Raw genomic sequence first — 20,614 nt, 5'->3', positions numbered from 1 at the left:
GTGTTCGAGTGGACGGCTCCCCACGGCTACCGCTACCGCCGCGACCGACACGGCACCACCGAGCTCGACGCGCACCACCTGGACGACCTGGGTCTCGTGACGGGCGCCAGAGCGCCCTCCTCGACCAGCGATCCCCCGGCGCCCTCCTCGCCCAGCAAGAATTCACCCGGCATCCCACGCCCCCGCCGACGATGACCCCGCCCCGTACCCCGCCAGTCCCCACGATGGCGGGGCCACAGGCATGTGCGGACCCAGGATCGCTCAGCTGGAAGTCCCCCGATAGTGCGTCCGCTCATGCCGAAAGTCGGGTGTCCGCTCATCCCGATGAGCGCCCAGAGCGATCGTCAACCCTAGTGGTTTCAGCGTTCGCAGCGACGCTCGCGTTCGGCATCGCAGCGGTCCCGGCCACTCTGCCCGTCGGCGGTGTCGCGTCCGCCGCCTCCGCGGAGCACGTCCGACGCCTCGCCGCCCCTGAGGTCGTCGCGGCCGCTGCCACCGAGGAGCACGTCTGATCGGGCGCGGCCTTGGAGTTCGTCGTTGCCTGCGTTCCCGACCAACCGGTTGAGGCCCTGCCACCCCTGGATGCTGTCGTCGCCGGATCCACCACGCATCGTGGCTTTCATGCCCACGCACTCCGATTTGATCTGGGCGTAGGGGGAGTCGTCGGAGAAAGAAGCACCGCGGAGGGTGTCGTTTCCGCCTTTCCCGACGAACAGCACATCGCATCCCGCCCCCCACAGGTAGTTGTCCTCGGCGTTGCCTCGCAACACCGCGCGCGGCGCGACTACGCCCGCGTGAACGATCCCAGACAGGTTGACCCCATGGACCCCGCCGACCGTCACCATGTTGGTGTCCAGGTCGATCTCCACGTCCTGGTCGGCCGACCAGACAGCGATCCCGCCACCGGTGTAGGTGCCAGGTGTCCCCGTCACAGGCGCGGTGACCGTCAGGTACGCCCGCCAGGCGTCTGTCACGGTGTCATCCGTCCCGTCCGCGTACACATAGCTTGGGCCAGGTCCCCCGAGGTAGCGGTCGAGACCAGCACCTAGATAGGTAACGCTTGTTGTCAACCCAGCCTGAGACGCGTCCACCACGTCATCGCCGTCGCCCGCGACCACCAACACGGCGGACGGGCTGACGCACACCAGGTCGTTCCCAGCGACAGCGTAGGTGCGCTGGGAGGTGCCGGTGACGATGACGTCATCACCCGGCGTGCCCTGAATGGCCGGGCCAGTGCCGACGATCGTGGCCGGTCGGCCTTGGCAGTCTGGCCAGTGGCCGAAGCCGCCGAAGACGGTGCGCTCAGCGCCCCCGCAACAAGCGCGGTGACAACAAGCGTGGTCGAACGTCGAAGCACGGTTCCCCCTTGGGTGAGCGCTGTCCCCTGATGATGGTGGGCAGCGTGTCGGTGACGGTACGTCGCACGCGACGGTCCCTGCTAAGACGCGCCGACCTCATGATCAGTTGTCGGCGTTCGCAGTTGCGAGAGTCAAGCGGGTGTCTCGACCGTCCCGCAGACCCGCTGCGCATCCGGATCTACCGCGTTGAGGGCGGCTACGCTCGCCCGGACCTGCCGCGATCCGAGTGCTGTCGGCGTTGGGGTCGAGCGGCGAGCGGGCTTCGTCACTGACTGGCGACCGGCGTGGGACGGACGACAGCGGCCAGTGCCAGAAGCAGCACGGCCTGCAGCACTAGAAGCGTTCCAAGTGTGGGGATCGATGGAGCCAGCAGCAGCCCGACCCACACGCTGACTACGGACATGGACCCGACCAGCGCAAGGAGCGTGCGCCAGCGCAACGTCCCCGCATTCAGGATCCGAACGATCGCAACGCCTGCCACCAGCGCTGCAAGCGCTACCAGCACGAGGCCGACTCCTACTATGGAGAGGAGAAAGAGAAAGCCGCCCGTGCCGTCCGTTCCGGTCGGTGTTGTGTAGGCAGTGATGATTCCGACTAGTCCGAGCGCGGCCCATGCCAGGCACAGCAGCCAAACGATCACATACGCGACGCGGCGCTGATACAGGTTCAGCACGGCCCGTCCCTCCCCTCACAGAAGTGTCGGACCCACGCGCATCCGAGCAGGGTCCCATCATGCGATCGGGGAGGGCGAACTGGTGGTGAAACAATCGGATCTGCCGCGAGTGGTGCGCGGTATCGCAGCGATGGGAAGAAGGCCGACATGTCCCAGCGAGAGCGGCTACGGGAGCTTCGCGCTGCCGTGTTCGCGACGATGGAGAGGCGCTGGTGTCGCTCCTCGGTGGCAGGCCCTGGCCAGGTCACGCGCTGCAGTTTAGTCGGTGATGGGCTGCTCGCGGCGCTGGCCCAGAACATTGGTGGAGCGCGCGCTGGCTGAGCGGTGCGTGACCGAGTTGTGCGAGAGGGTCTGGGAGGGCGACGAGGACCTGGTTGCCGCATTGACGGGGAGCCTGGGGGCTGGGCCGGCGCCGTTGTTGAGGAGCTTGCCGTCGATCTCGACCAGCTCGTCGATGTGCTCGAGGGAGACGCGGTCGCGGGCGGCGGCCGCATCGATCTGCACACCGGTGAGGTGTGGCCTTTTGCGAAACGATCGAGTCGATCGACTCCTTGCCCCCGGGTTGGCCGTATGGGCCGACCGCCGGTATCAACGCGCGGCCTATCGACACGCCGCGCTGAGCTGCGCTCCGACCCGGTGCCGATGCCGACCCACGCCGCTCAAGGTGTAGTTGTGATCCTCGCTCATCGGGCCTTACACGCGGGCCGGCCGCGTCAGAACGTGTAGCCGAAGCGGTCGATGTCCTCGGCGTAGACCTCGGCGACCCTGCGGCGCGCGGCGTCGGTGAAGTAGTCGCGGTAGTGCCCGTGCGTTGAGCGGTTGCGCCGAGGCGGTTCCTGGGGCGTCACGCCGATTCGCTCCTGCACGACCCGGAGGTCGGCGGCGAAGTTTTCCGTCCGGCCAATGAAGTCCACCTCGCGAGCGTGGGAGGTGGCGCCGAGGTAGGCGGTCTGCGGTCGGCCCATCCGCGGCCACTCCTCGGTGCCGCGCACGACGAACTCCTCGAAGTCGGCGTACTGCCCCACGGCCCGCCACATGTCGTTGCCCCGGTTCTTCACCGCCCCCGGACCCCCCGCAGCGATCCGACGGCCCCAATCATCGATCATGGCGTACCAAGACACCATTCGCGCCCACGGGTTCCGAACGAACCCGTAGGACCAGTACGCCGCGAGCTCCGGCTCGGAGTCGAGGATGCGCCCCAGCGGCGCGTGTCGGCCACGTCGCGGCTCCACGTTCTTCCGTGCATCTGGGCAGGCCCGGCGCATCACACCCTCGACCGAGACACCGCCGGTCTTCGGAACGTGAACGAACAGAACCCGATGGGAGTCGCAGACCAGCACACCTGAGGCTATCCCAGCCACCGAATGTGTCCGGGACCGCCGGGACATCCCCACCCCCCTTAGGTGTAGCCAAACACCTCATAATCGCGGGCGTACGCCGCGCGGATTTGCGCGGTCACGTCGTCGGTAAGCTCGACGTCGCGCGACGATAGGCCGCCATCGGCACCGCTCTCGAGCGTGTGCGGCACCACTGTCGGCAGCTCGAGCGAGAAACGGTCGCCGAGGTCAGCGAGCGCAGACGCGAGCCCGTCCTCGAATCGGTACACCTGCGAGTCCAGCAGGACGAACTGGTGCTGAGGTCGCAAGTGGTTGTCGAGAACGGCCGGGTTGCGCTCAAGGCGCGCCAGCGCGTCGCGCGTCCACGTTTCGACGTGTTCAGCCCGACCGGCCCCAGGGTGACGCTTGTTTCGCATGACGTACTCGGAGCAGAAGCGCATCACCGGGTCGCGGACGAGGATGAACGCCGCGTCGAACCGCGCCAGCCGCAGCATCTCGGATAGCAGCGCAGCGTGCAGGTGCTGCGGGGAGATCCGATGCAGCCGGCTCTGCGCCGGGTGCGTGTGCGGCGTCACCCGCAACCCGACCTCCCATCCAGCCCGGATGAAAGCCCGCTCGATGCTCGTGCCACCCGTCTTGGGCACGTGGACGAAGAGCACGGAGCGTCCGTCCCGAGTGAAGATCGGCACGACGAACACCTTAGTCGCAGGCGCCGGCAACCGGACGCCGGTCCGACGCGTAGTCATACGGGTTCGTCAACAATCGAAGGGGAATCGTGAGGACCTCAGTCTGACCCGCCCGAGGTGGGAGCCCCCCTGTTCAGCTGCGCCTCGCATTGCCGACTGTGAGCAGCCGGCGCATCGCCTCCTCGACGGCGGCCGCGTCGCACGGCGTCAGGGTCTTCACTCGTGTCTGGCTGACGTCTTGTCCGCCGGGCCGACCATCCCCCCGGGGCGGCCCAGTCTCATTAACGGGTCATGACAACCTTTCAGTCCGATGCGTAGTCATACGGGTTCGTCAACGATCAGGGGAAACCGTGAGGACCATCAGTCTGACGCGCCCGAGGTGGGAGTCCGCCGCCCCCCCTGTTCAGCCGCGCCGCCCCCCCCGCGTGCTCACGGTGGAGAATGCCTACCTCTCCGAGGTCGCCACCGGAAACCTCGCCACCGTCTATCACCTCGATCAGTGGTTCCGGGGTGCCGTTTACGACGCTAACGACACGCTCGTGACAGCGTCCCAGAAGCAACTGGGCAACCCGCGCGGCAAGCGGGTGGCAGCCGATCCCGAGCGGGTGCTGCGCCGCTCCGACGCGACCGAACTGGCAGGGACCTGGCTGTACGGCGGCACCTGGACGTCGGTCTTCGGCCACTTCCTCGTCGAGACCCTGACCACTCTCTGGCCGACCCTCGACGAACGCCCCGCGGGGCTGGCATTCCACTCGAGCTTCGGCCGGCACCGCACGTCCGACTGGCAGCAGCGGCTGCTGGACCTCGCGGGGTGGCACGACCTGCCGATCCAGGTGGTGGACCGCGACCGGCCCGCGCGGGCGCAGCGCCTCGTCGTACCGGGTCGCAGCGTCTCCCTCCACGCATGGGCCCACCCGGAGGCTCGGGACGTCTGGCAACGCATCGCTGCAAACTTCCGAGGCGAGCGCGGGCCTGACCGCGTCTACATCTCACGCACGGCGCTTAACGCGCGCCGGCGGAGCGAGGGACACCGGCGACCCATCCGAACGACGAGCGAAGAAGACCGGGCGCTCGATGATCTGTTCGCCCGCCACGGCTTTGACATCGTCGCCCCAGAGGCGCTGAGCGTCGACGAACAACTCCGGCGCCTCGCCTCGGCCCGCGTGCTCGCAGGCTTGTCGGGTTCGGGCCTGCATCAGTCCGCTTTCATGTCCCCCGACGGCCGGGTCGTTGAGATCGGCGACGGCAGGTCGGCCGACACGCCGGTCGCCATGCAGGTCGCGATCGACGCCGCGCTGGGCCACAAGCGTGCTTTCATACCGGGCGGCACCGAGAAGAGCGGCGTTGAGCGAACGCTCCGACGCCTCGGACTCTGAGGGGCAGGGCCGTCTGGGGATCGTGTTGCGGAGCATCCGGACATGCCGCGACGAGTGCGCGCATCTGCCGATGAGCGAGTGTCCCTCAGCGACATCGCTGGACGCGTGGCAAGGTCTGATCATGGGTCACGTCACGCGTCGGCTTGCTCGCCGGATCGAGCACGACTTCCCGCAAGGCGTCGCCGACGACGTCACCCTCATGGTCTCGGGCGCTGCGCACTCTGAGAGGGTTCAGGCGGCGATCGTCCTTGCGGCGGGCGGCGATACGCGGGAACTCGGACGGCAGATCGAACTGGCTCAGGTCGACTGGCGCGATGTTCTCGTCCATGCAGGACTGGCGGAAGAGGACTGGACCTCGGTCCTGGACCAGCAACTCGGGCGGTGAACATCCGGACCTGCCGCGTTGAGGGCGGCTACGCTCGCCCGGATCTGCCGCGCCCGCCCGTCCGCCCCATGCGACGCGCGGTGTGCCCGTCGAAACCCCGTGGTGACCCGCCTGCCGCCCGTGTGAGGGTGCCTCATGGCCAACGAGGTGCGGAACAGAGCGGCTGAGGTGAACGAGCGGTTCCGACCGGTCGAGCTGACCGCCGAGACCGTCACGCGTCCGGCTGGGCCGCAGAGTGCGACCGTGCACTCGTTCCTGTCCCACCTCCGCGACAAGGGCCTGGAGTGTGTTCCCGAACCGCTGTCCCTGGACGGCGAGACCGAGACCCTGCGCTACATCGACGGCGAGAGCGGCGGTGACGGGTGGAAGAACCAGCACGACGAGCAGGGGTTGCGATCGGCAGCGCGGTTGCTGCGCCGCATCCACGACGCCTCCGTCGACTGGGTCCCACCCGCCGACGCGGTCTTCCACGCGCCCCCGACGGCTGCAGGTGGTGACGTCTTCGTGCACGGAGACCCCGGTCCGTGGAACTTCGTGTGGCGAGCCGGTGAGGCGATCGCGCTCATCGACTGGGACTTCCTGCACCGCGCGACCAGGCTCGACGACGTGTCGTACGCGCTGCTCTGGTTCGCCCCGATGCGCGACGACCGGTCGACCCTGGAGTGGCATCACTTCCCGCGGGTGCCCGACCGCCGTGCCCGCATCGATGCCTTCCTCGACGCGTACGGGCTGCCCGCCGACTTCGATGTCGCCGACGCCGTCGTCCGACGCCGGCACGCCACCATCGAGCACGTCCGTCGCCTCGCCGACCAAGGGCTGGAGCCTCAGAAGACCTGGGTCGCCGACGGCAGCCTCGAGGAGGAGGCAGCGGAGATCGCATGGATCGAGGAGAACAGGTCTCTGTTCTCCCGTTGACACCCCGCCCGCGGCAACGCAGGTGGAGGGCGGCCAGCGGCGGTCGGCTCGCTCAGATCGCCCTGCCCATCCGCAACGAGTGCCCGGCGACGCTGAGGTCGTCGGGGTCGACGTACGGCACCCGGTCCCGTACGTCGAAGCCGCGCGCCCGGTAGAACGGCAGGCCGAGCGAGTTGCCCTCCGTCACCGACACCCACTGCTCGGTGGCACCGACCTGCCGTTGCTGCTCGGTGACCGCGTCGAGGAGCGCAGTCCCGATGCCGCGTCCGCGCAGACCGGCCTCCAGGTAGATCACGTACAGCTGTCCGCGGGACCGGTCGAGCACGCCACCGCCGGCGGCGCCCAGCACCCGGCCGTCGTCGGTGATCGCCACGACGTATCCCTGCCATGCGGGGTCGGCGCCGGCCGTGGTGATCTCCCGTCGTACGCGCGCGGGGTCGTAGTAGCGCTGTGCCTGTCGCTCGACGAGGTCGGGAGGCAGCAGGCCCGTCGACGACGAGGTGAACCCGGCACGACACACCCGGCAGATCTCGTCCTCCTCCCCGGGCCGTGCCAGGCGCACGGCGTACGGAGGCAGGGCCGTCGCGCTCACCACGTCCGGACGTACCTCCGGCACGGCGACACGTACGTCTGCCCGTCCGCGACGACCTCGTACGGTAGGTCGCCGGTGTCCACCCAGCCGTGCTTCTCGTAGAAGCGCCGCGCCCGCGCGTTGCCCGCGACGACGGCCAGCCACGCCGAAGGGTGGCCGACGGCCGCGATCCGGCGCTCCGCGTCGGCGAGCAGGGCATCGGCCACACCGGTCCCGCGTGCGGCGCGTGCGACGAAGAGCTGCTCCATCTCGTCACCGGCGACCATCGCGAAGCCCAGGAGCGAGCCGGAGGGGTCGACGGCCACGGCGGTGTCGCCCACGCGCGGGGGAGTCCTCTCGTGGAACGCCTCCAGCGTCCGTACGGCAGTGAGGGCCTCCGGCACGTGGCCGGCGTGGGCGTCGTGCCAGCCCTCGTGCCACAGCTCGGCCACCGCGGCCATGTCGGCCGGCACGGCCGGTCGGATCGAGGTCATGGGCCCACCCTAGGATCGCTGCCATGACTGGCGGGATGCGTGACGACGGGCTCGAGCGGATCTGGACTCCGCACCGGATGGCCTACGTCAGGACCGCGGTCGAGGACGAGGGCTGCCCGTTCTGCGCCATCCCGCACCACGCCGACGACGAGACGCTCGTGGTCGCGCGCGGCGACGCGGCCTACGTGGTGCTCAACCTGCACCCGTACAACCCCGGGCACCTGATGGTGCTGCCCTACCGCCACGTCGCCGACCTGACCGACCTCACCGCGGAGGAGTCGGCCGAGGTGATGTCGATGACCCAGCAGGCCATCCGCGCGATCCGGGCGGTCAGCCGGCCGCACTCGTTCAACGTCGGGCTCAACCTGGGCCGTTCGGCCGGTGGGTCCCTGTCGGAGCACCTGCACCAGCACGTCGTGCCGCGCTGGACCGGGGACGCCAACTTCATCACCGTCGTCGGCGGCACCAAGCTGCTGCCCCAGCTGCTCCAGGACACGCGGAGGCTGCTCGCCGAGGCGTGGGCGGAGGCCTGAGGTGACCGTGACTCCCACCCTCGCCGCCGACGCCGACCTCGCCGCCGACCTCGTCCGCGAGGCAGCCCTGCTGGCCGCCCGCATCCGCGCCGAGGGCCTCGACGTCGAGCACAAGACCAGCGCCTCCGACATCGTCACCCAGGCCGACACCGCCGCCGAGCGGCTGATCGTCCAGCAGCTCACCGCCGAGCGCCCCGACGACGCGATCGTGGGCGAGGAGGGCACCTCGCGTCCCGGCACCTCGGGTCGTACGTGGGTCATCGACCCCGTGGACGGCACCTTCAACTTCTCCCGCGGCAGCGACTGGTGGTGCAGCGCGATCGCCCTCCGCGACGAGGACGACGTGCTGCTCGGAGCCGTGCACCACGCGGCCTCGCTCCGTACGTGGGTCGGCGGCCCCGACCTGCCGAGCACCTGCGACGGCACGCCGCTGGCGCCGCTGCCTGAGACGCCGCGTGAGTCCCGGTGCGCCGCGACCTACCTCCACCCGCCGTTCTACGGCAGCGAGGTCGGGCTGGCGTTCGCCCGCGCCCTCGGCCAGGTCGGCACGCTGCGGATGCTGGGCTCGGGGACGATGGACGTGATGGCGATCGCCGAGGGCCAGTGGGACGTGCTGTTCCAGCACTCGGTGGCCGACTGGGACCGGCTGCCGGGGGCGGCCGTCATCCGCGGCGCCGGTGGCGACTCGGTCGTGGTCGAGGCTGCCGGGGTGGACTGGACGGTCACCGGCGCGCCCGGTGCGGTGGCGGACGTCCGGGCGGCGTTGCTCGAGCGTCCCTAGGCGCGACGCAGGACGTAGCCCCCGGCGTCGCCGTCCCTCTGCGCGTTGAGGTCGGCGCTCTGCGACTCCCACGCGGCGATCTGCGCCTTGCTGAAGTGGCGGCGGGCCTGCGCGAGCGACGCCCCCTTGTGGGGCAGTCCACGCTGCGCCAGCTCGCTGCCCCAGAACTGGAACGACCACGAGTCGTAGAACAGGCGCTCCACGACGAGGCCGGCACGCTCGGCCATCCGTTCCATCGCCTCGGGCGTGTAGAGGACGAGGTGACGCGGCGCGTCGACCTGCGACCAGAGGATCCCGTAGGTGCGCCAGGCCGCCGATCCCATGATCGGCATCCGGATCAGGATCCGACCGTCGTCGCCCATCAGCCGGGAGGCGGAGGCGAGCATCGCGTGCGGATCGGGAACGTGCTCGAAGGAGTGGTTCATGACCACCCAGGCGTAGGACCCGGTGAGCTCGGAGTGGTGCCGTCGCAGCACGGGCACGCCGCCGGCCACGATGTCGTGGGGAAGGAACGGGTCGGTCCCCGTCAGGTCGCGGTGGCCGAGCAGGCGCATGTGGACGAGGTTCTCCCCGACGCCCGAGCCGATGTCGATGACCGAGTCGTGCGGACCGATGCCGGCGTCGCGGACGAAACGCAGGCCGAGACCCCGTCCGGTCCGGCGATGCACGGCCCCGAGCGTACGGAGCGCGAGACAGTGGCCGGGTTCTGCACGATCGGCCGGTGCGCGAGCGACTTCTTGACCTGGAAGCTGCTGTAGGTGGACGCGTCGTAGTAGCGCGCCAGGTCGTCAGGCACCTCGTCGATCTGCAAGGAGCCGCAGCCCCCGCAGAGGCGGTAGTGGAAGGACTCCCCGCTCATCTCCTGAATCTCGGGGGCTGTGAGACGCGGGGCGTCGCGACCGTCGACGCCGCAGGCCACGCACGCGTTCGTCAGCTCGTTCACGATTCAGAACTTCCTTCCCAGCGGTCGGGGCAGCGACCCGCGACCCTACTAGAGACGGCGTCTCGATAACCTCCACTCGTGCTCGATCGGTTCAAGGCCTTCTGGCAGGGCGTCATGCTCGCGCCCTTCGTCAACACGTTCATCCGGCTGGGCATCAGCCCCGACGTGGTGACGCTGGTCGGCACGCTCGGGGTCAGCTTCGGTGCGCTGTTCTTCTTCTCGCAGGGCTGGGTGTGGCAGGGCGTGCTGTTCATCACCGCCTTCGTCTTCAGCGACCTCATCGACGGGGCGATGGCCCGCAAGGTGGGGCGCACCGACGACTTCGGGGCCTTCCTCGACTCCACCCTCGACCGGATCGCCGACGGCGCGCTGTTCGGCGGCCTCGCGCTGTTCTTCGCCTGGCACGCCGAGAGCCGGCTCTACCTCGCGCTGTGCCTCGTCGTCCTCGTCATGGGCGCGGTCACGTCGTACGCCCGGGCGAAGGCCGACCACCTCGGCTACGACGCGAAGGTCGGCGTCGCCGAGCGCCCCGACCGGCTCGTCGGCATGCTGGTCCCCGCGTTCTTCGCCGACGTGCTCGACCTGTGGATCCTGCTGCACGTCGCCCTCTGGGCGCTCGCGGTCGCCGCGACCGTGACGGTCGCGCAGCGCATCTGGGTCGTCCGCCGCCAGGCGCTCGCGCGAGCCGCCTCGCGGGGCTGAGGGTGGGGCCCTCGCAGCGAGGGCCGATGCATCCTTTGGGATGAGCCCGCACTACGATCGGTGCATGGCTGAGAACACCCCCCAGGGGTCCTCCGAGACCCCGATCGAGCACGGCACGAGCCGCGTCAAGCGCGGCATGGCCGAGATGCTCAAGGGCGGCGTCATCATGGACGTCGTCACCGCCGAGCAGGCGAAGATCGCCGAGGACGCCGGCGCTGTCGCCGTGATGGCCCTCGAGCGCGTCCCGGCCGACATCCGCGCCCAGGGCGGCGTGTCCCGGATGAGCGACCCCGACATGATCGACTCGATCATCGAGGCCGTCTCGATCCCGGTGATGGCCAAGGCCCGCATCGGCCACTTCGCCGAGGCTCAGGTCCTGCAGTCGCTCGGCGTCGACTACATCGACGAGTCCGAGGTCCTCACCCCGGCCGACTACGCCAACCACATCGACAAGTGGAAGTTCACCGTGCCGTTCGTGTGCGGCGCGACCAACCTCGGTGAGGCGCTGCGCCGCATCACCGAGGGCGCGGCCATGATCCGCTCCAAGGGCGAGGCCGGCACCGGTGACGTCTCCAATGCAGTGATGCACATGCGCACCATCGGCGGCGAGCTGCGCCGCCTGCACGGCATGAGCGAGGACGAGCTCTACGTCGCGGCCAAGGAGCTGCAGGCGCCGTACGAGCTGGTCAAGGAGGTCGCCGCCGCCGGCAAGCTGCCGGTCGTGCTGTTCACCGCGGGTGGAATCGCGACCCCGGCCGACGCCGCGATGATGATGCAGCTCGGCGCCGAGGGCGTCTTCGTCGGCTCCGGCATCTTCAAGTCCGGCAACCCGGCCCAGCGTGCCGAGGCGATCGTCAAGGCCACCACGTTCTTCGACGACCCCGACGTCATCGCCAAGGTCTCGCGAGGCCTCGGCGAGGCGATGGTCGGCCTCAACGTCGACGAGATCCCGCAGCCGCACCGGCTGTCCGAGCGCGGCTGGTAGAGCCCTCACACCTCAGCGCACGGCCCGGGTCAGCACCCGCGCGGCGTTCGTGAGGCCGTACGCCTCCTCGCCCGGCTGGGCGGGGAGGCCGAGGCGGACCACCATCGTCCGGGTCGTCGGGTCCACGAGCAGCACCTGGCCGCCGAAGCCGAGCGCTGCGTAGACCTCGTCCGGCGCGGACGGAGCCAGCTGCCCCGTCACCGGCCGCAGCGGCTGGCCCTGGCCGTCGACCGGGTCGGTGGCGCCGCGCAGCGTGCCCGGACGGTTGAGCCACCACAGGTGGCCGTAGGCGGCGTTGTGCACGGTGGACGAGCGGCCCACGGCGCGACGGACCCAGGACCGGTCGATCACCCGGCGGCCGTCGACGGTGCCCCCGGCGAGGTAGAGCCGACCGAGCCGGGCGATGTCGAGGCAGGTCGTGCGCATGCCGTAGAAGACGGCTGCGTCGTCGGCGCGGTCGGTGACGAACGACGAGCGGGTCATGCCGAGCGGCTCGAAGAGGCGCTCGCGCGCGAAGGTCGCGACGGGTCGTCCGGTCGCCCGCTCGAGCACTGCCTCGAGCACCTGGATCGCCGCGTTGTTGTAGGCCCAGGCGCTGCCCGGCGGGTGCTGCTGCGGCAGCGAGATGGCGTACCTCGTCCGGCTCCTCGCTGCGAGGAGTCGCGTGTAGTCGGTCTCGAACGACCAGAACCGCCCGCTGTCGTTGGAGAGCAGGTGGCGCACGGTCACCGGCTCGGACGCGGTGCCGCGCCACTGCGGGACGTAGCGCGAGACGCGGTCGTCGAGGCGCAGGTCGCCGTCGCGCACGGCGATGCCCACGAGCGTGCTGGTCACCGACTTGGTGATGGAGAAGACCTCGCGCGGCTCGTCGCGCGCCAGGCGCCAGTTCCAGTCCCGGGCGAGCCTGCCGTTGCGGAGCACGGCGAAGCAGGTGGAGTCGAGGTGCCGCGCCTCGGCCGCGCCCCGGCGGAGCGCAACGCCGCGCAGGCCCAGGTCGGCCGGCGGCCGCACGACCCAGCCCTCGACGGTCGCGGTCCTCTCGGTCGCGGGCGCCGCGGTGGCGGGTCTCGCGCCACCGGCGGCGAGCACCAGGGCCAGCACCGGGGCCAGCACCGGGGCCAGCAAGGCGGCCGGTCGTAGGGACCTCATGACCGCTGATCCTACGGTCGGCGCCCGGTCCTAGGATCGACGTCCGTGAGTCCCGTCATCGGCGTCCTCGCCCTGCAGGGCGACGTCCGCGAGCACCTGGCCGCCCTGCGCGCGCTGGGCGCCGACCCCGTGTCCGTACGCCGCCCCGCCGAGCTCGCCGCCTGCGACGGGCTCGTCCTGCCCGGCGGCGAGTCGACCACGATGGTCAAGCTCGCGCGCATCTTCGACCTCCTCGAGCCGTTGCGCGCGGCCGTACGAGGCGGACTGCCCGCGTTCGGCACGTGCGCCGGGATGATCATGCTCGCCGACCGGATCGAGGACGGGGCGCCCGGGCAGCAGTCCGTCGGAGGGCTGCACATCACCGTGCGGCGCAACGCGTTCGGCCGTCAGGTCGACTCCTTCGAGGAGGACCTGCACGTCGACGGCCTCGCCGAGCCGGTGCGCGCGGTCTTCATCCGCGCGCCGTGGGTGGAGTCGGTCGAGGACGACGTCGAGGTGCTGGCTCGGGTCGAGGACGGACCGGCCGCGGGTAGGATCGTCGCGGTCCGTCAAGGCCCCCTGATGGCGACCTCGTTCCACCCCGAGGTCGGCAGCGACCACCGGATCCACGGGATGTTCGTGGACCTGGTGCGCTCGGCCCGCTGACGCACCGCACCAGACCGCGACAGATCCGCGACAGATAGAGGGACTCATGTCAGGCCACTCCAAGTGGGCAACGACCAAGCACAAGAAGGCCGCGATCGACGCCAAGCGCGGCAAGCTCTTCGCCAAGCTGATCAAGAACATCGAGGTCGCGGCGAAGCAGGGCGGCGGTGACCCCGCCGGCAACCCGACCCTCTACGACGCCATCCAGAAGGCCAAGAAGAGCTCGGTCCCCAACAAGAACATCGACTCCGCGGTCAAGCGCGGCTCCGGTGCCGAGTCCGGCGGCGTCGACTACCAGGGCATCTCCTACGAGGTCTACGGCCCGCAGGGCGTCGCCTTCCTCGTCGAGTGCCTCACCGACAACAAGAACCGCGCCGCCATGGAGGTCCGCACCGCCGTGACCCGCAACGGCGGCACCATGGCCGACCCGGGCTCGGTCTCGCGGCTGTTCACCCGCAAGGGCGTCATCGTGGTGCCGAAGTCGCAGGACCAGGACGGCACCGTGCGTGACGTCACGGAGGACGACGTCCTCGAGGCCACCCTCGACGCCGGGGCAGAGGAGGTCAGCGACCTCGACGAGTCCTTCCAGGTCCAGAGCGAGGCCACCGACGTCGTCGCGGTGCGCACCGCCCTCCAGGAGGCCGGCATCGACTACGACTCCGCCGACGTGGAGTGGGTCGCCAGCCTCGAGATCCCTGTCGACGCCGACGGTGCCGCCAAGGTGATGCGCCTCGTCGACGCCCTCGAGGACCTCGACGACGTGCAGGACGTCTTCACCAACGTCGACATCCCCGACGACGTGATGGCCGAGCTCGAGTCCGCCGACGCCTGATGGCGGAGGGCCCCTCGTCGCCACCGGTCGCGGAGCCGGCGGGCGTGCGCCCGCTGGACCCGGGGGACTTCGATCGGTGGTACGGCGGGTGGGACCCCCTCACCCCGGCGACGATCGGTGACTTCATGGCCGGCTTCGACCGCCCCTGGTGGATCATCGGCGGCTGGAGCATCGAGGTGTTCACCGGCGTCCCTCGCGCCCACGAGGACACGGACATCTCCCTGCTGTCCACCGATGCCGCAGCGTTCCGCGAGTTCCTCGGCGACCGGTGGACGCCGTGGAGCGTCGACGACAGCTGGTTCCGCCCGTTCGACAGCCGCTTCACGGAGGTCCGTCCGGACAGCCAGGTCTGGGTACGCCGGGACGCCCGCTCGCCCTGGGTGCTCGACGTCCCGTTCACGCCGGCCACCAGCGGTCGCTGGACGAACAAGCGCAACCTCGAGCACACCGAGGAGCTCGACGACGTCACGTGGGTCGCGCCCGACGGCCTCCGCTACGCGCGGCCCGAGGTGTCCTTGATGTTCAAGGCCGCGCAGGTGCGGGAGAAGGACCGGCGCGACGCCGAGGTCGCCCTCCCACTGCTGGACCACACGGCGCGGGAGTGGCTGCGCGATGCGGTCGCCCGGCTCGACCCCGACCACGACTGGGCCCGCTCTGCCTGAGCCCAGCGTGTCGCACGCGTCGGGGCCGCCGCGCCGGGTTAGCGTGAACCGGACGAACATGTGTTCGGACGACGACAGTGGAAGGGGAGCTGCATGCGCGTGCTCGGCATCGACCCCGGCCTGACCCGCTGCGGCGTCGGGGTCGTCGACGGGAGCGTCGGGCGGCCGCTGACCATGGTCGACGTCGGTGTCGTGCGCACCAGCTCCACGTTGCCGATCGCCGAGCGCCTGGTGACCATCGAGAAGGGCCTCGACGCCTGGATCGAGGAGCACCGGCCCGACGCGGTCGCGGTGGAGCGGGTGTTCGCCCGGTCGGACTCCAGCACGATCATGGGCACCGCCCAGGCCAGCGGCATCGCACTCGTCGTGGCCGCGCGGCGAGGGCTCCCGATCGCGATGCACACTCCCAGCGAGGTCAAGGCGGCCGTCTCCGGCAACGGCCGCGCCGACAAGGCGCAGGTCGGGGCGATGGTCGTACGGATCCTGCGGCTGCCCGAGCTCCCCAAGCCCGCCGACGCCGCCGACGCGCTCGCCCTGGCCATCACCCACGTCTGGCGCGGATCCGCCAGCAACCGCCTCGAGGCCGCCGTGGCCCGGGCCCGCAGGACGACCCCCGTGAGGACCAGATGATCGCCTTCGTCCGCGGCGAGGTCGCCGCCGTCACCCTCTCCAGCGCCGTGCTCGAGGTCGGAGGGGTCGGGCTCGAGCTGATGTGCACGCCCGGCACGCTCGCGACGCTGCGCGTCGGCAGGTCCGCGACGCTGCCGACGAGCATGGTCGTGCGCGAGGACAGCCTGACCATCTTCGGCTTCGCCGACGACGACGAGAAGCAGATCTTCGAGATCGCCCAGACCGCCTCCGGCGTGGGTCCGAAGGTCGCTCAGGCGATCGTGGCCGTGATGAGCCCCGACGAGGTGCGCCGGGCCATCACGACCGAGGACGTCAAGGCGCTCACCCGGGTGCCGGGCATCGGCCAGAAGGGCGCCCAGCGCATCATCCTCGAGCTCAAGGACCGCATCGGCCCGCCCGTCGGCGTCCACCACCCGGCAGCGGCCGCTCCACCCGCCGCGCCCTGGCGCGACCAGGTCCAGCAGGGGCTCGTCGGGCTCGGCTGGTCGGCCAAGGAGTCCGAGAAGGCCGTCGACGCGGTGGCACCCGAGGCGGGCGACGCGCCCGACGTCGGCGCCCTGCTGCGCGCCGCGCTCCGTACGTTGAGCAAGGCCTGAGATGCACTGGGACGACGACACCGAGGTCGACGAGGTGGAGCTGAGCGCGGCCGAGCTCAGCCACCTCCAGCGGCTGACCGACGCGGAGGCCGACGGGGACGAGCGTGCGGTCGAGGCGGCCCTGCGGCCCAAGACCCTCGACGAGGTGGTCGGGCAGGTCCGGGTGCGCGACCAGCTCGGGCTGGTCCTCGAGGCCGCCCGTCGCCGCGGCCGCGCCCCCGACCATGTGCTGCTGTCCGGTCCGCCCGGGCTCGGCAAGACCACGCTGGCGATGATCATCGCGGCCGAGATGAGCACCCCGCTGCGCCTCACCAGCGGTCCCGCGATCACGCACGCCGGCGACCTCGCCGCCATCCTCTCCGGCCTCAACGAGGGCGACGTGCTCTTCGTCGACGAGATCCACCGGATGTCGCGCCCGGCGGAGGAGATGCTCTACATGGCGATGGAGGACTTCCGCGTCGACGTCGTCATCGGCAAGGGTCCCGGCGCGACGGCGATCCCGCTCGAGATCCCGCCCTTCACCCTGGTCGGCGCCACGACCCGCGCCGGCCTGCTGCCGGGCCCGCTGCGCGACCGGTTCGGGTTCACCGCCCACCTCGAGTTCTACGAGTCGCACGAGCTCGACCTGATCGTGCACCGCTCCGCAGGCCTGCTCGGTGTGCACCTGACCGCGGAGGGCTCCGGCGAGATCGCGTCTCGCTCGCGCGGCACGCCCCGCATCGCCAACCGGCTGCTGCGCCGGGTGCGCGACTACGCGCAGGTGCGCGCCGACGGGGTGCTCAGCCTGCCGGTGGCGCAGGCGGCGCTCGACCTGTTCGAGGTCGACGAGTCCGGTCTCGACCGGCTCGACCGCGCGGTGCTCGACGTGCTGTGCCGCCGGTTCGGCGGGGGACCGGTCGGGATCTCCACCCTCGCCGTCGCGGTCGGCGAGGAGCGCGAGACCGTGGAGGAGGTCGCCGAGCCGTTCCTCGTCCGCACCGGCATGCTCGCCCGTACGCCCCGGGGCCGCGTCGCGACCCCCGCGGCGTGGCACCACCTCGGTCTCACCCCGCCGGCGGTGCCGACGGTCGACTCCACCCTCTTCGAGAACCTGTAGGGAGGACCTGCGGGGCCGCGTAGACTCCACGCGCTCGCGCACCCCACCTCCTGAGGAGACGTACGACCGTGAACGACCTTGCCGCCCTCCTGCCCCTGGTCGCCATCCTGGCCCTGTTCTGGTTCATGGTGGTCCGCCCCCAGCAGCGCCGGCAGAAGGAGGTCGTCTCCCTCCAGAACAGCATCCAGGTCGGCCAGCGCGTGATGATGTCCTCCGGCGTCTTCGGCACGGTCGTCTCGCTCACCGAGGACCGCGCCCACCTCGAGATCGCGCCCGGCACGCAGATCGAGATCGCGCGCGCGGCGATCGCGAAGGTCGACGAGCCGCTCGGCCAGACCGGGGTCGACCGGCACGACGACGAGCGCGGCGATGCCTGACCGACGTACGGCCCAGGAGGCCCTGACCCGCCTCACCGTCGACGTCCCCGACTGGCCCGAGGCGGGCGTGACGTTCAAGGACATCACGCCCGTGCTCGCCGACCACCACGCGTTCTCCGCGGTGATCACCGCCCTCGCTGCGGCGGGCCGTGACGACCACGGCACGGTCGTGGTCGACAAGGTCGTCGGGATGGAGGCGCGCGGCTTCATCCTCGCCGCACCCGTCGCCCTGGCCCTCGGCATCGGCTTCGTCCCGGTCCGCAAGGCCGGCAAGCTGCCGCGGGCGGCGCACGCGGTGGCCTACGCCCTGGAGTACGGCGAGGCGACGCTCGAGGTCCACCGCGACGGCATCGCCCCAGGCGAGCGCGTGCTGATGGTCGACGACGTGCTCGCCACCGGCGGCACCGTCGACGCGACCCGGCGGCTCATCGAGGCGTGCGGCGGCACCGCCACCGGGGCCTCCGTGCTCATGGAGCTGTCGTTCCTCGAGCCGCGCACGGTCACCGGCGACCTGCCGATCTCGACGCTGCTGACCATCTGACCTCCGGTCGGGCACCGGACGCGGGCGAGTGCTCACTAGACTGGTCCGATGGACGAGGAGCAGGCACCCGCACAGGAGCCGAAGGCGGCCCTGAGCGCACGCGGGATGCGGGCCCGCCTCGCGCGCGTCGGCACCAGGCCGCCGTCGTCCAACCCGGTCCTCGAGCCGCTGTTCCGGGCCGTGCGGGCCAACCACCCCAAGGCCGACCTGGCGCTCCTCGAGCGTGCCTACGCCACCGCGGACAAGTGGCACACCGGGCAGATGCGCAAGAGCGGTGACCCCTACATCACCCACCCGCTCGCGGTCACCACCATCCTCGCCGACATCGGCATGACCGAGCCGACCCTCGTCGCCGCCCTGCTACACGACACGGTCGAGGACACCCCCTACACGCTCGACGCGCTGCGTGCCGACTTCGGCGACGAGGTCGCGCTGCTCGTCGACGGCGTGACCAAGCTCGACAAGGTGCAGTACGGCGACTCGGCGCAGGCCGAGACCATCCGCAAGATGATCGTGGCGATGTCGCGCGACATCCGCGTGCTGGTCATCAAGCTCGCCGACCGCCTGCACAACATGCGCACGCTGCGCTACGTCCCGGCCGCGTCGCAGGAGCGGTCCTCGCGCGAGACGCTCGACATCTACGCTCCGCTGGCCCACCGGCTCGGCATGAACACGCTCAAGTGGGAGCTGGAGGACCTCGCCTTCGCCACGCTCCACCCCAAGATCTACGACGAGATCGTCCGGATGGTCGCCGAGCGCGCCCCCTCGCGCGACCAGTTCCTGGCCGAGGTCGTCGCCGAGATCGAGCAGGACCTCAAGTCGGCGCGCATCAACGCCAAGGTCACCGGCCGGCCCAAGCACTACTACTCGATCTACCAGAAGATGATCGTCGGGGGTCGCGACTTCTCCGACATCTACGACCTCGTCGGCATCCGCATCCTCGTCGACGAGGACCGCGACTGCTACAGCGCGCTCGGCGTCATCCACTCGCGGTGGAACCCGGTCCTGGGGCGGTTCAAGGACTACGTCGCGATGCCGAAGTTCAACATGTACCAGTCGCTCCACACCACGGTCATCGGCCCGCAGGGCAAGCCGGTCGAGGTGCAGATCCGCACCTTCGCCCAGCACCGACGCGCCGAGTACGGCGTTGCTGCGCACTGGAAGTACAAGGAGAACAGCAAGGCAGGCGTCGACACCGACCGCCTCGGCGACAAGGACGACCTCACCTGGCTGCGCCAGCTGCTCGACTGGCAGAGCGAGGTGGAGGACCCGGGGGAGTTCCTGGAGTCGCTGCGCTTCGAGATGAACCAGCAGCAGGTCTACGTCTTCACCCCGCGCGGCGACGTCATCGGTCTGCCGATGGGCGCCACCCCGGTCGACTTCGCCTACGCCGTCCACACCGAGGTCGGCCACCACACCATCGGCTCCCGGGTCAACGGCCGCCTGGTCCCGCTGGAGTCCCACCTCGACAACGGCGACGTCGTCGAGGTCTTCACCTCCAAGTCGCCGACCTCGGGACCCTCGCGCGACTGGCTCAACTTCGTGCAGTCGCCGCGGGCGCGCTCCAAGATCCGGCAGTGGTTCACCAAGGAGCGCCGTGAGGAGGCGATCGAGCGCGGCAAGGACCAGATCGCCAAGCTCATGCGCAAGGAGGGGCTGCCCCTCAACCGGCTGATGACGCACGACATCCTGGCACTGGTGGCCGAGCACTTCCACCACGCCGACGTCTCGGCGCTCTATGCCGCGGTGGGGGAGGGCAACCTCAGCGCGCAGGCCGTCGTACGTCGCGTCATCGACCTGCACGGCGGGGACGATGGGGCCCAGGAGGACCTCGCCGAGGGCGTCACCATCACCGGTCGTTCACGCGCCTCCGCCAAGCGCGCACCGACCGACTCCGGCGTGATCGTCAAGGGCGTCGAGGACCTGTGGGTCAAGCTCGCGAAGTGCTGCACGCCCGTGCCGCCCGACCCGATCCTGGGCTTCGTCACCAAGGGCGGGGGAGTGTCGGTGCACCGCAAGGACTGCACCAACGCCTCGAGCCTGCTCGGCCAGCCGGAACGCGTCCTCGAGGTCGAGTGGGCGCCGACGTCGCAGTCGACCTTCCTGGTCAACATCCAGGTCGAGGCGCTCGACCGGGCCAGGCTGCTGTCCGACATCACCATGGCGCTCTCCGACGCCCACGTGAACATCCTCAGCGCGACGCTGTCGACGACCCGCGACCGGGTGGCGAAGAGCCGGTTCTCCTTCGAGATGGCCGACGCCGCCCACCTCGACGGCGTGCTGCGAGCCGTACGCGCCGTGCCGGGCGTGTTCGACGCCTACCGCGTCACCGCCTGACCACGGGGCC

General features: G+C 70.5%; 26 protein-coding genes. 17 read left to right on the top strand and 9 right to left on the bottom strand.

The features are described from left to right. The coding region (locus IE200_RS20915) for a hypothetical protein (protein WP_229856807.1) at positions 1–195 on the top strand (195 nt) is incomplete at its 5' end. A 164-nt stretch (positions 196–359) separates the two neighbouring features. Here IE200_RS20915 and IE200_RS18635 read toward each other — a convergent pair. The 5 genes from IE200_RS18635 to IE200_RS18615 form a co-directional block, all read right to left on the bottom strand. Then, positions 360–1,124, bottom strand: coding sequence for a calcium-binding protein (locus tag IE200_RS18635; RefSeq protein WP_191280989.1), 765 nt, complete (start codon positions 1,122–1,124; stop codon positions 360–362). 499 nt (positions 1,125–1,623) lie between these two features. Further along, positions 1,624–2,031, bottom strand: coding sequence for a hypothetical protein (locus tag IE200_RS18630; RefSeq protein ID WP_191280988.1), 408 nt, complete (start codon positions 2,029–2,031; stop codon positions 1,624–1,626). Positions 2,032–2,289: 258 nt separating this feature from the next. Next, complete coding sequence (locus IE200_RS18625; protein ID WP_191280987.1) at positions 2,290–2,535, bottom strand: hypothetical protein; 246 nt, start codon at positions 2,533–2,535, stop codon at positions 2,290–2,292. A gap of 209 nt (positions 2,536–2,744) precedes the next feature. Then, complete coding sequence (locus IE200_RS18620) at positions 2,745–3,419, bottom strand: sulfotransferase family 2 domain-containing protein (protein ID WP_229856809.1); 675 nt, start codon at positions 3,417–3,419, stop codon at positions 2,745–2,747. Between the two features lie 11 nt (positions 3,420–3,430). Further along, positions 3,431–4,057 (bottom strand): sulfotransferase family 2 domain-containing protein, encoded by a 627-nt coding sequence (locus IE200_RS18615; protein ID WP_191280985.1) that lies wholly within the window; start codon positions 4,055–4,057, stop codon positions 3,431–3,433. Between the two features lie 422 nt (positions 4,058–4,479). On the opposite strand from IE200_RS18615, the gene IE200_RS18610 reads away from it, so the two are divergent. The 3 genes from IE200_RS18610 to IE200_RS18600 all read left to right on the top strand — a co-directional run bounded on the left by IE200_RS18610 (position 4,480) and on the right by IE200_RS18600 (position 6,730). Further along, on the top strand, positions 4,480–5,430 hold the full coding sequence (locus IE200_RS18610; protein ID WP_191280984.1) for a glycosyltransferase family 61 protein: 951 nt from the start codon (positions 4,480–4,482) through the stop codon (positions 5,428–5,430). Then, on the top strand, positions 5,399–5,815 hold the full coding sequence (locus IE200_RS20910) for a hypothetical protein (protein WP_229856806.1): 417 nt from the start codon (positions 5,399–5,401) through the stop codon (positions 5,813–5,815). Before IE200_RS18610 ends, IE200_RS20910 begins: the two co-directional genes overlap by 32 nt. A 243-nt stretch (positions 5,816–6,058) precedes the next feature. Next, positions 6,059–6,730, top strand: coding sequence for a phosphotransferase (locus IE200_RS18600; protein WP_229856805.1), 672 nt, complete (start codon positions 6,059–6,061; stop codon positions 6,728–6,730). A 52-nt stretch (positions 6,731–6,782) separates the two neighbouring features. On the opposite strand, the gene IE200_RS18595 is transcribed toward IE200_RS18600, so the two are convergent. Continuing rightward, on the bottom strand, positions 6,783–7,346 hold the full coding sequence (locus IE200_RS18595) for a GNAT family N-acetyltransferase (RefSeq protein WP_191280982.1): 564 nt from the start codon (positions 7,344–7,346) through the stop codon (positions 6,783–6,785). Beyond that, positions 7,319–7,795 (bottom strand): GNAT family N-acetyltransferase, encoded by a 477-nt coding sequence (locus tag IE200_RS18590; protein ID WP_191280981.1) that lies wholly within the window; start codon positions 7,793–7,795, stop codon positions 7,319–7,321. The genes IE200_RS18595 and IE200_RS18590 overlap by 28 nt, the downstream gene beginning before the upstream one ends. 23 nt (positions 7,796–7,818) lie before the next feature. Between IE200_RS18590 and IE200_RS18585 the strand changes: the two genes are divergently transcribed. Both IE200_RS18585 and IE200_RS18580 read left to right on the top strand, forming a co-directional pair. Further along, positions 7,819–8,328 carry an HIT family protein gene (locus IE200_RS18585; RefSeq protein ID WP_229856804.1) on the top strand — a complete coding sequence of 170 codons (510 nt, stop codon included), beginning with the start codon at positions 7,819–7,821 and terminating at the stop codon, positions 8,326–8,328. Between the two features lies 1 nt (position 8,329). Then, entirely contained in the window at positions 8,330–9,109 is a 780-nt protein-coding gene (locus IE200_RS18580; RefSeq protein WP_191280980.1) for an inositol monophosphatase family protein, read from the top strand. Here the strand turns inward: IE200_RS18580 and IE200_RS18575 are convergent. Further along, the gene (locus tag IE200_RS18575) at positions 9,106–9,777 is read right to left on the bottom strand and encodes a class I SAM-dependent methyltransferase (RefSeq protein WP_191280979.1); all 672 of its coding nucleotides are present in this window, start codon (positions 9,775–9,777) and stop codon (positions 9,106–9,108) included. The genes IE200_RS18580 and IE200_RS18575 overlap by 4 nt on opposite strands. Before the next feature lie 353 nt (positions 9,778–10,130). Between IE200_RS18575 and pgsA the strand changes: the two genes are divergently transcribed. Together pgsA and pdxS are read left to right on the top strand one after the other, a co-directional pair. Further along, entirely contained in the window at positions 10,131–10,754 is a 624-nt protein-coding gene (gene pgsA / locus IE200_RS18570; RefSeq protein ID WP_191280978.1) for a phosphatidylinositol phosphate synthase, read from the top strand. 64 nt (positions 10,755–10,818) lie between these two features. Further along, positions 10,819–11,739, top strand: a complete 921-nt coding sequence (gene pdxS, locus IE200_RS18565; RefSeq protein ID WP_191280977.1) for a pyridoxal 5'-phosphate synthase lyase subunit PdxS — start codon at positions 10,819–10,821, stop codon at positions 11,737–11,739. A 12-nt stretch (positions 11,740–11,751) separates the two neighbouring features. Here pdxS and IE200_RS18560 read toward each other — a convergent pair whose 3' ends face one another. Then, positions 11,752–12,888, bottom strand: coding sequence for a serine hydrolase domain-containing protein (locus IE200_RS18560; RefSeq protein ID WP_191280976.1), 1,137 nt, complete (start codon positions 12,886–12,888; stop codon positions 11,752–11,754). A 45-nt stretch (positions 12,889–12,933) separates the two neighbouring features. On the opposite strand from IE200_RS18560, the gene pdxT reads away from it, so the two are divergent. The 9 genes from pdxT to IE200_RS18515 all read left to right on the top strand — a co-directional run bounded on the left by pdxT (position 12,934) and on the right by IE200_RS18515 (position 20,604). Next, on the top strand, positions 12,934–13,533 hold the full coding sequence (gene pdxT, locus IE200_RS18555) for a pyridoxal 5'-phosphate synthase glutaminase subunit PdxT (protein WP_191280975.1): 600 nt from the start codon (positions 12,934–12,936) through the stop codon (positions 13,531–13,533). A gap of 46 nt (positions 13,534–13,579) precedes the next feature. Continuing rightward, the gene (locus IE200_RS18550) at positions 13,580–14,365 is read left to right on the top strand and encodes a YebC/PmpR family DNA-binding transcriptional regulator (protein WP_191280974.1); all 786 of its coding nucleotides are present in this window, start codon (positions 13,580–13,582) and stop codon (positions 14,363–14,365) included. Positions 14,366–14,409: 44 nt separating this feature from the next. After that, complete coding sequence (locus IE200_RS18545) at positions 14,410–15,027, top strand: nucleotidyltransferase domain-containing protein (protein ID WP_229856802.1); 618 nt, start codon at positions 14,410–14,412, stop codon at positions 15,025–15,027. Positions 15,028–15,120: 93 nt separating this feature from the next. After that, positions 15,121–15,657 (top strand): crossover junction endodeoxyribonuclease RuvC, encoded by a 537-nt coding sequence (gene ruvC / locus IE200_RS18540; protein WP_191280972.1) that lies wholly within the window; start codon positions 15,121–15,123, stop codon positions 15,655–15,657. Continuing rightward, positions 15,654–16,253 (top strand): Holliday junction branch migration protein RuvA, encoded by a 600-nt coding sequence (gene ruvA, locus IE200_RS18535; protein WP_191280971.1) that lies wholly within the window; start codon positions 15,654–15,656, stop codon positions 16,251–16,253. Before ruvC ends, ruvA begins: the two co-directional genes overlap by 4 nt. Before the next feature lies 1 nt (position 16,254). Further along, positions 16,255–17,349 carry a Holliday junction branch migration DNA helicase RuvB gene (gene ruvB / locus IE200_RS18530; protein ID WP_191280970.1) on the top strand — a complete coding sequence of 365 codons (1,095 nt, stop codon included), beginning with the start codon at positions 16,255–16,257 and terminating at the stop codon, positions 17,347–17,349. A gap of 68 nt (positions 17,350–17,417) precedes the next feature. Then, positions 17,418–17,726 (top strand): preprotein translocase subunit YajC, encoded by a 309-nt coding sequence (gene yajC / locus IE200_RS18525; protein WP_191280969.1) that lies wholly within the window; start codon positions 17,418–17,420, stop codon positions 17,724–17,726. Continuing rightward, positions 17,719–18,267, top strand: a complete 549-nt coding sequence (locus tag IE200_RS18520) for an adenine phosphoribosyltransferase (protein ID WP_191280968.1) — start codon at positions 17,719–17,721, stop codon at positions 18,265–18,267. The genes yajC and IE200_RS18520 overlap by 8 nt, the downstream gene beginning before the upstream one ends. Positions 18,268–18,315: 48 nt before the next feature. Next, complete coding sequence (locus IE200_RS18515; RefSeq protein WP_229856800.1) at positions 18,316–20,604, top strand: RelA/SpoT family protein; 2,289 nt, start codon at positions 18,316–18,318, stop codon at positions 20,602–20,604. The last annotated feature ends 10 nt before the right edge of the window (positions 20,605–20,614 follow it).

This window comes from Nocardioides flavus (ex Wang et al. 2016), from assembly GCF_014653115.1.
GTDB lineage: Bacteria > Actinomycetota > Actinomycetes > Propionibacteriales > Nocardioidaceae > Nocardioides > Nocardioides flavus.
Note: the sequence above shows the minus strand (reverse complement) of the source record. Positions and strands in the feature narration are given on the sequence as shown.

What these genes read in the sequence shown, in the direction of transcription:
- IE200_RS18620 (WP_229856809.1), bottom strand. Translation starts at nt 3,419, where the DNA reads ATGTCCCGGCGGTCCCGGACACATTCGGTGGCTGGGATAGCCTCAGGT.
- IE200_RS18590 (WP_191280981.1), bottom strand. Translation starts at nt 7,795, where the DNA reads ATGACCTCGATCCGACCGGCCGTGCCGGCCGACATGGCCGCGGTGGCC.
- IE200_RS18585 (WP_229856804.1), top strand. Translation starts at nt 7,819, where the DNA reads ATGACTGGCGGGATGCGTGACGACGGGCTCGAGCGGATCTGGACTCCG.
- pdxS (WP_191280977.1), top strand. Translation starts at nt 10,819, where the DNA reads ATGGCTGAGAACACCCCCCAGGGGTCCTCCGAGACCCCGATCGAGCAC.
- IE200_RS18560 (WP_191280976.1), bottom strand. Translation starts at nt 12,888, where the DNA reads ATGAGGTCCCTACGACCGGCCGCCTTGCTGGCCCCGGTGCTGGCCCCG.
- IE200_RS18550 (WP_191280974.1), top strand. Translation starts at nt 13,580, where the DNA reads ATGTCAGGCCACTCCAAGTGGGCAACGACCAAGCACAAGAAGGCCGCG.
- ruvC (WP_191280972.1), top strand. Translation starts at nt 15,121, where the DNA reads ATGCGCGTGCTCGGCATCGACCCCGGCCTGACCCGCTGCGGCGTCGGG.
- ruvA (WP_191280971.1), top strand. Translation starts at nt 15,654, where the DNA reads ATGATCGCCTTCGTCCGCGGCGAGGTCGCCGCCGTCACCCTCTCCAGC.
- ruvB (WP_191280970.1), top strand. Translation starts at nt 16,255, where the DNA reads ATGCACTGGGACGACGACACCGAGGTCGACGAGGTGGAGCTGAGCGCG.
- IE200_RS18520 (WP_191280968.1), top strand. Translation starts at nt 17,719, where the DNA reads ATGCCTGACCGACGTACGGCCCAGGAGGCCCTGACCCGCCTCACCGTC.
- IE200_RS18515 (WP_229856800.1), top strand. Translation starts at nt 18,316, where the DNA reads ATGGACGAGGAGCAGGCACCCGCACAGGAGCCGAAGGCGGCCCTGAGC.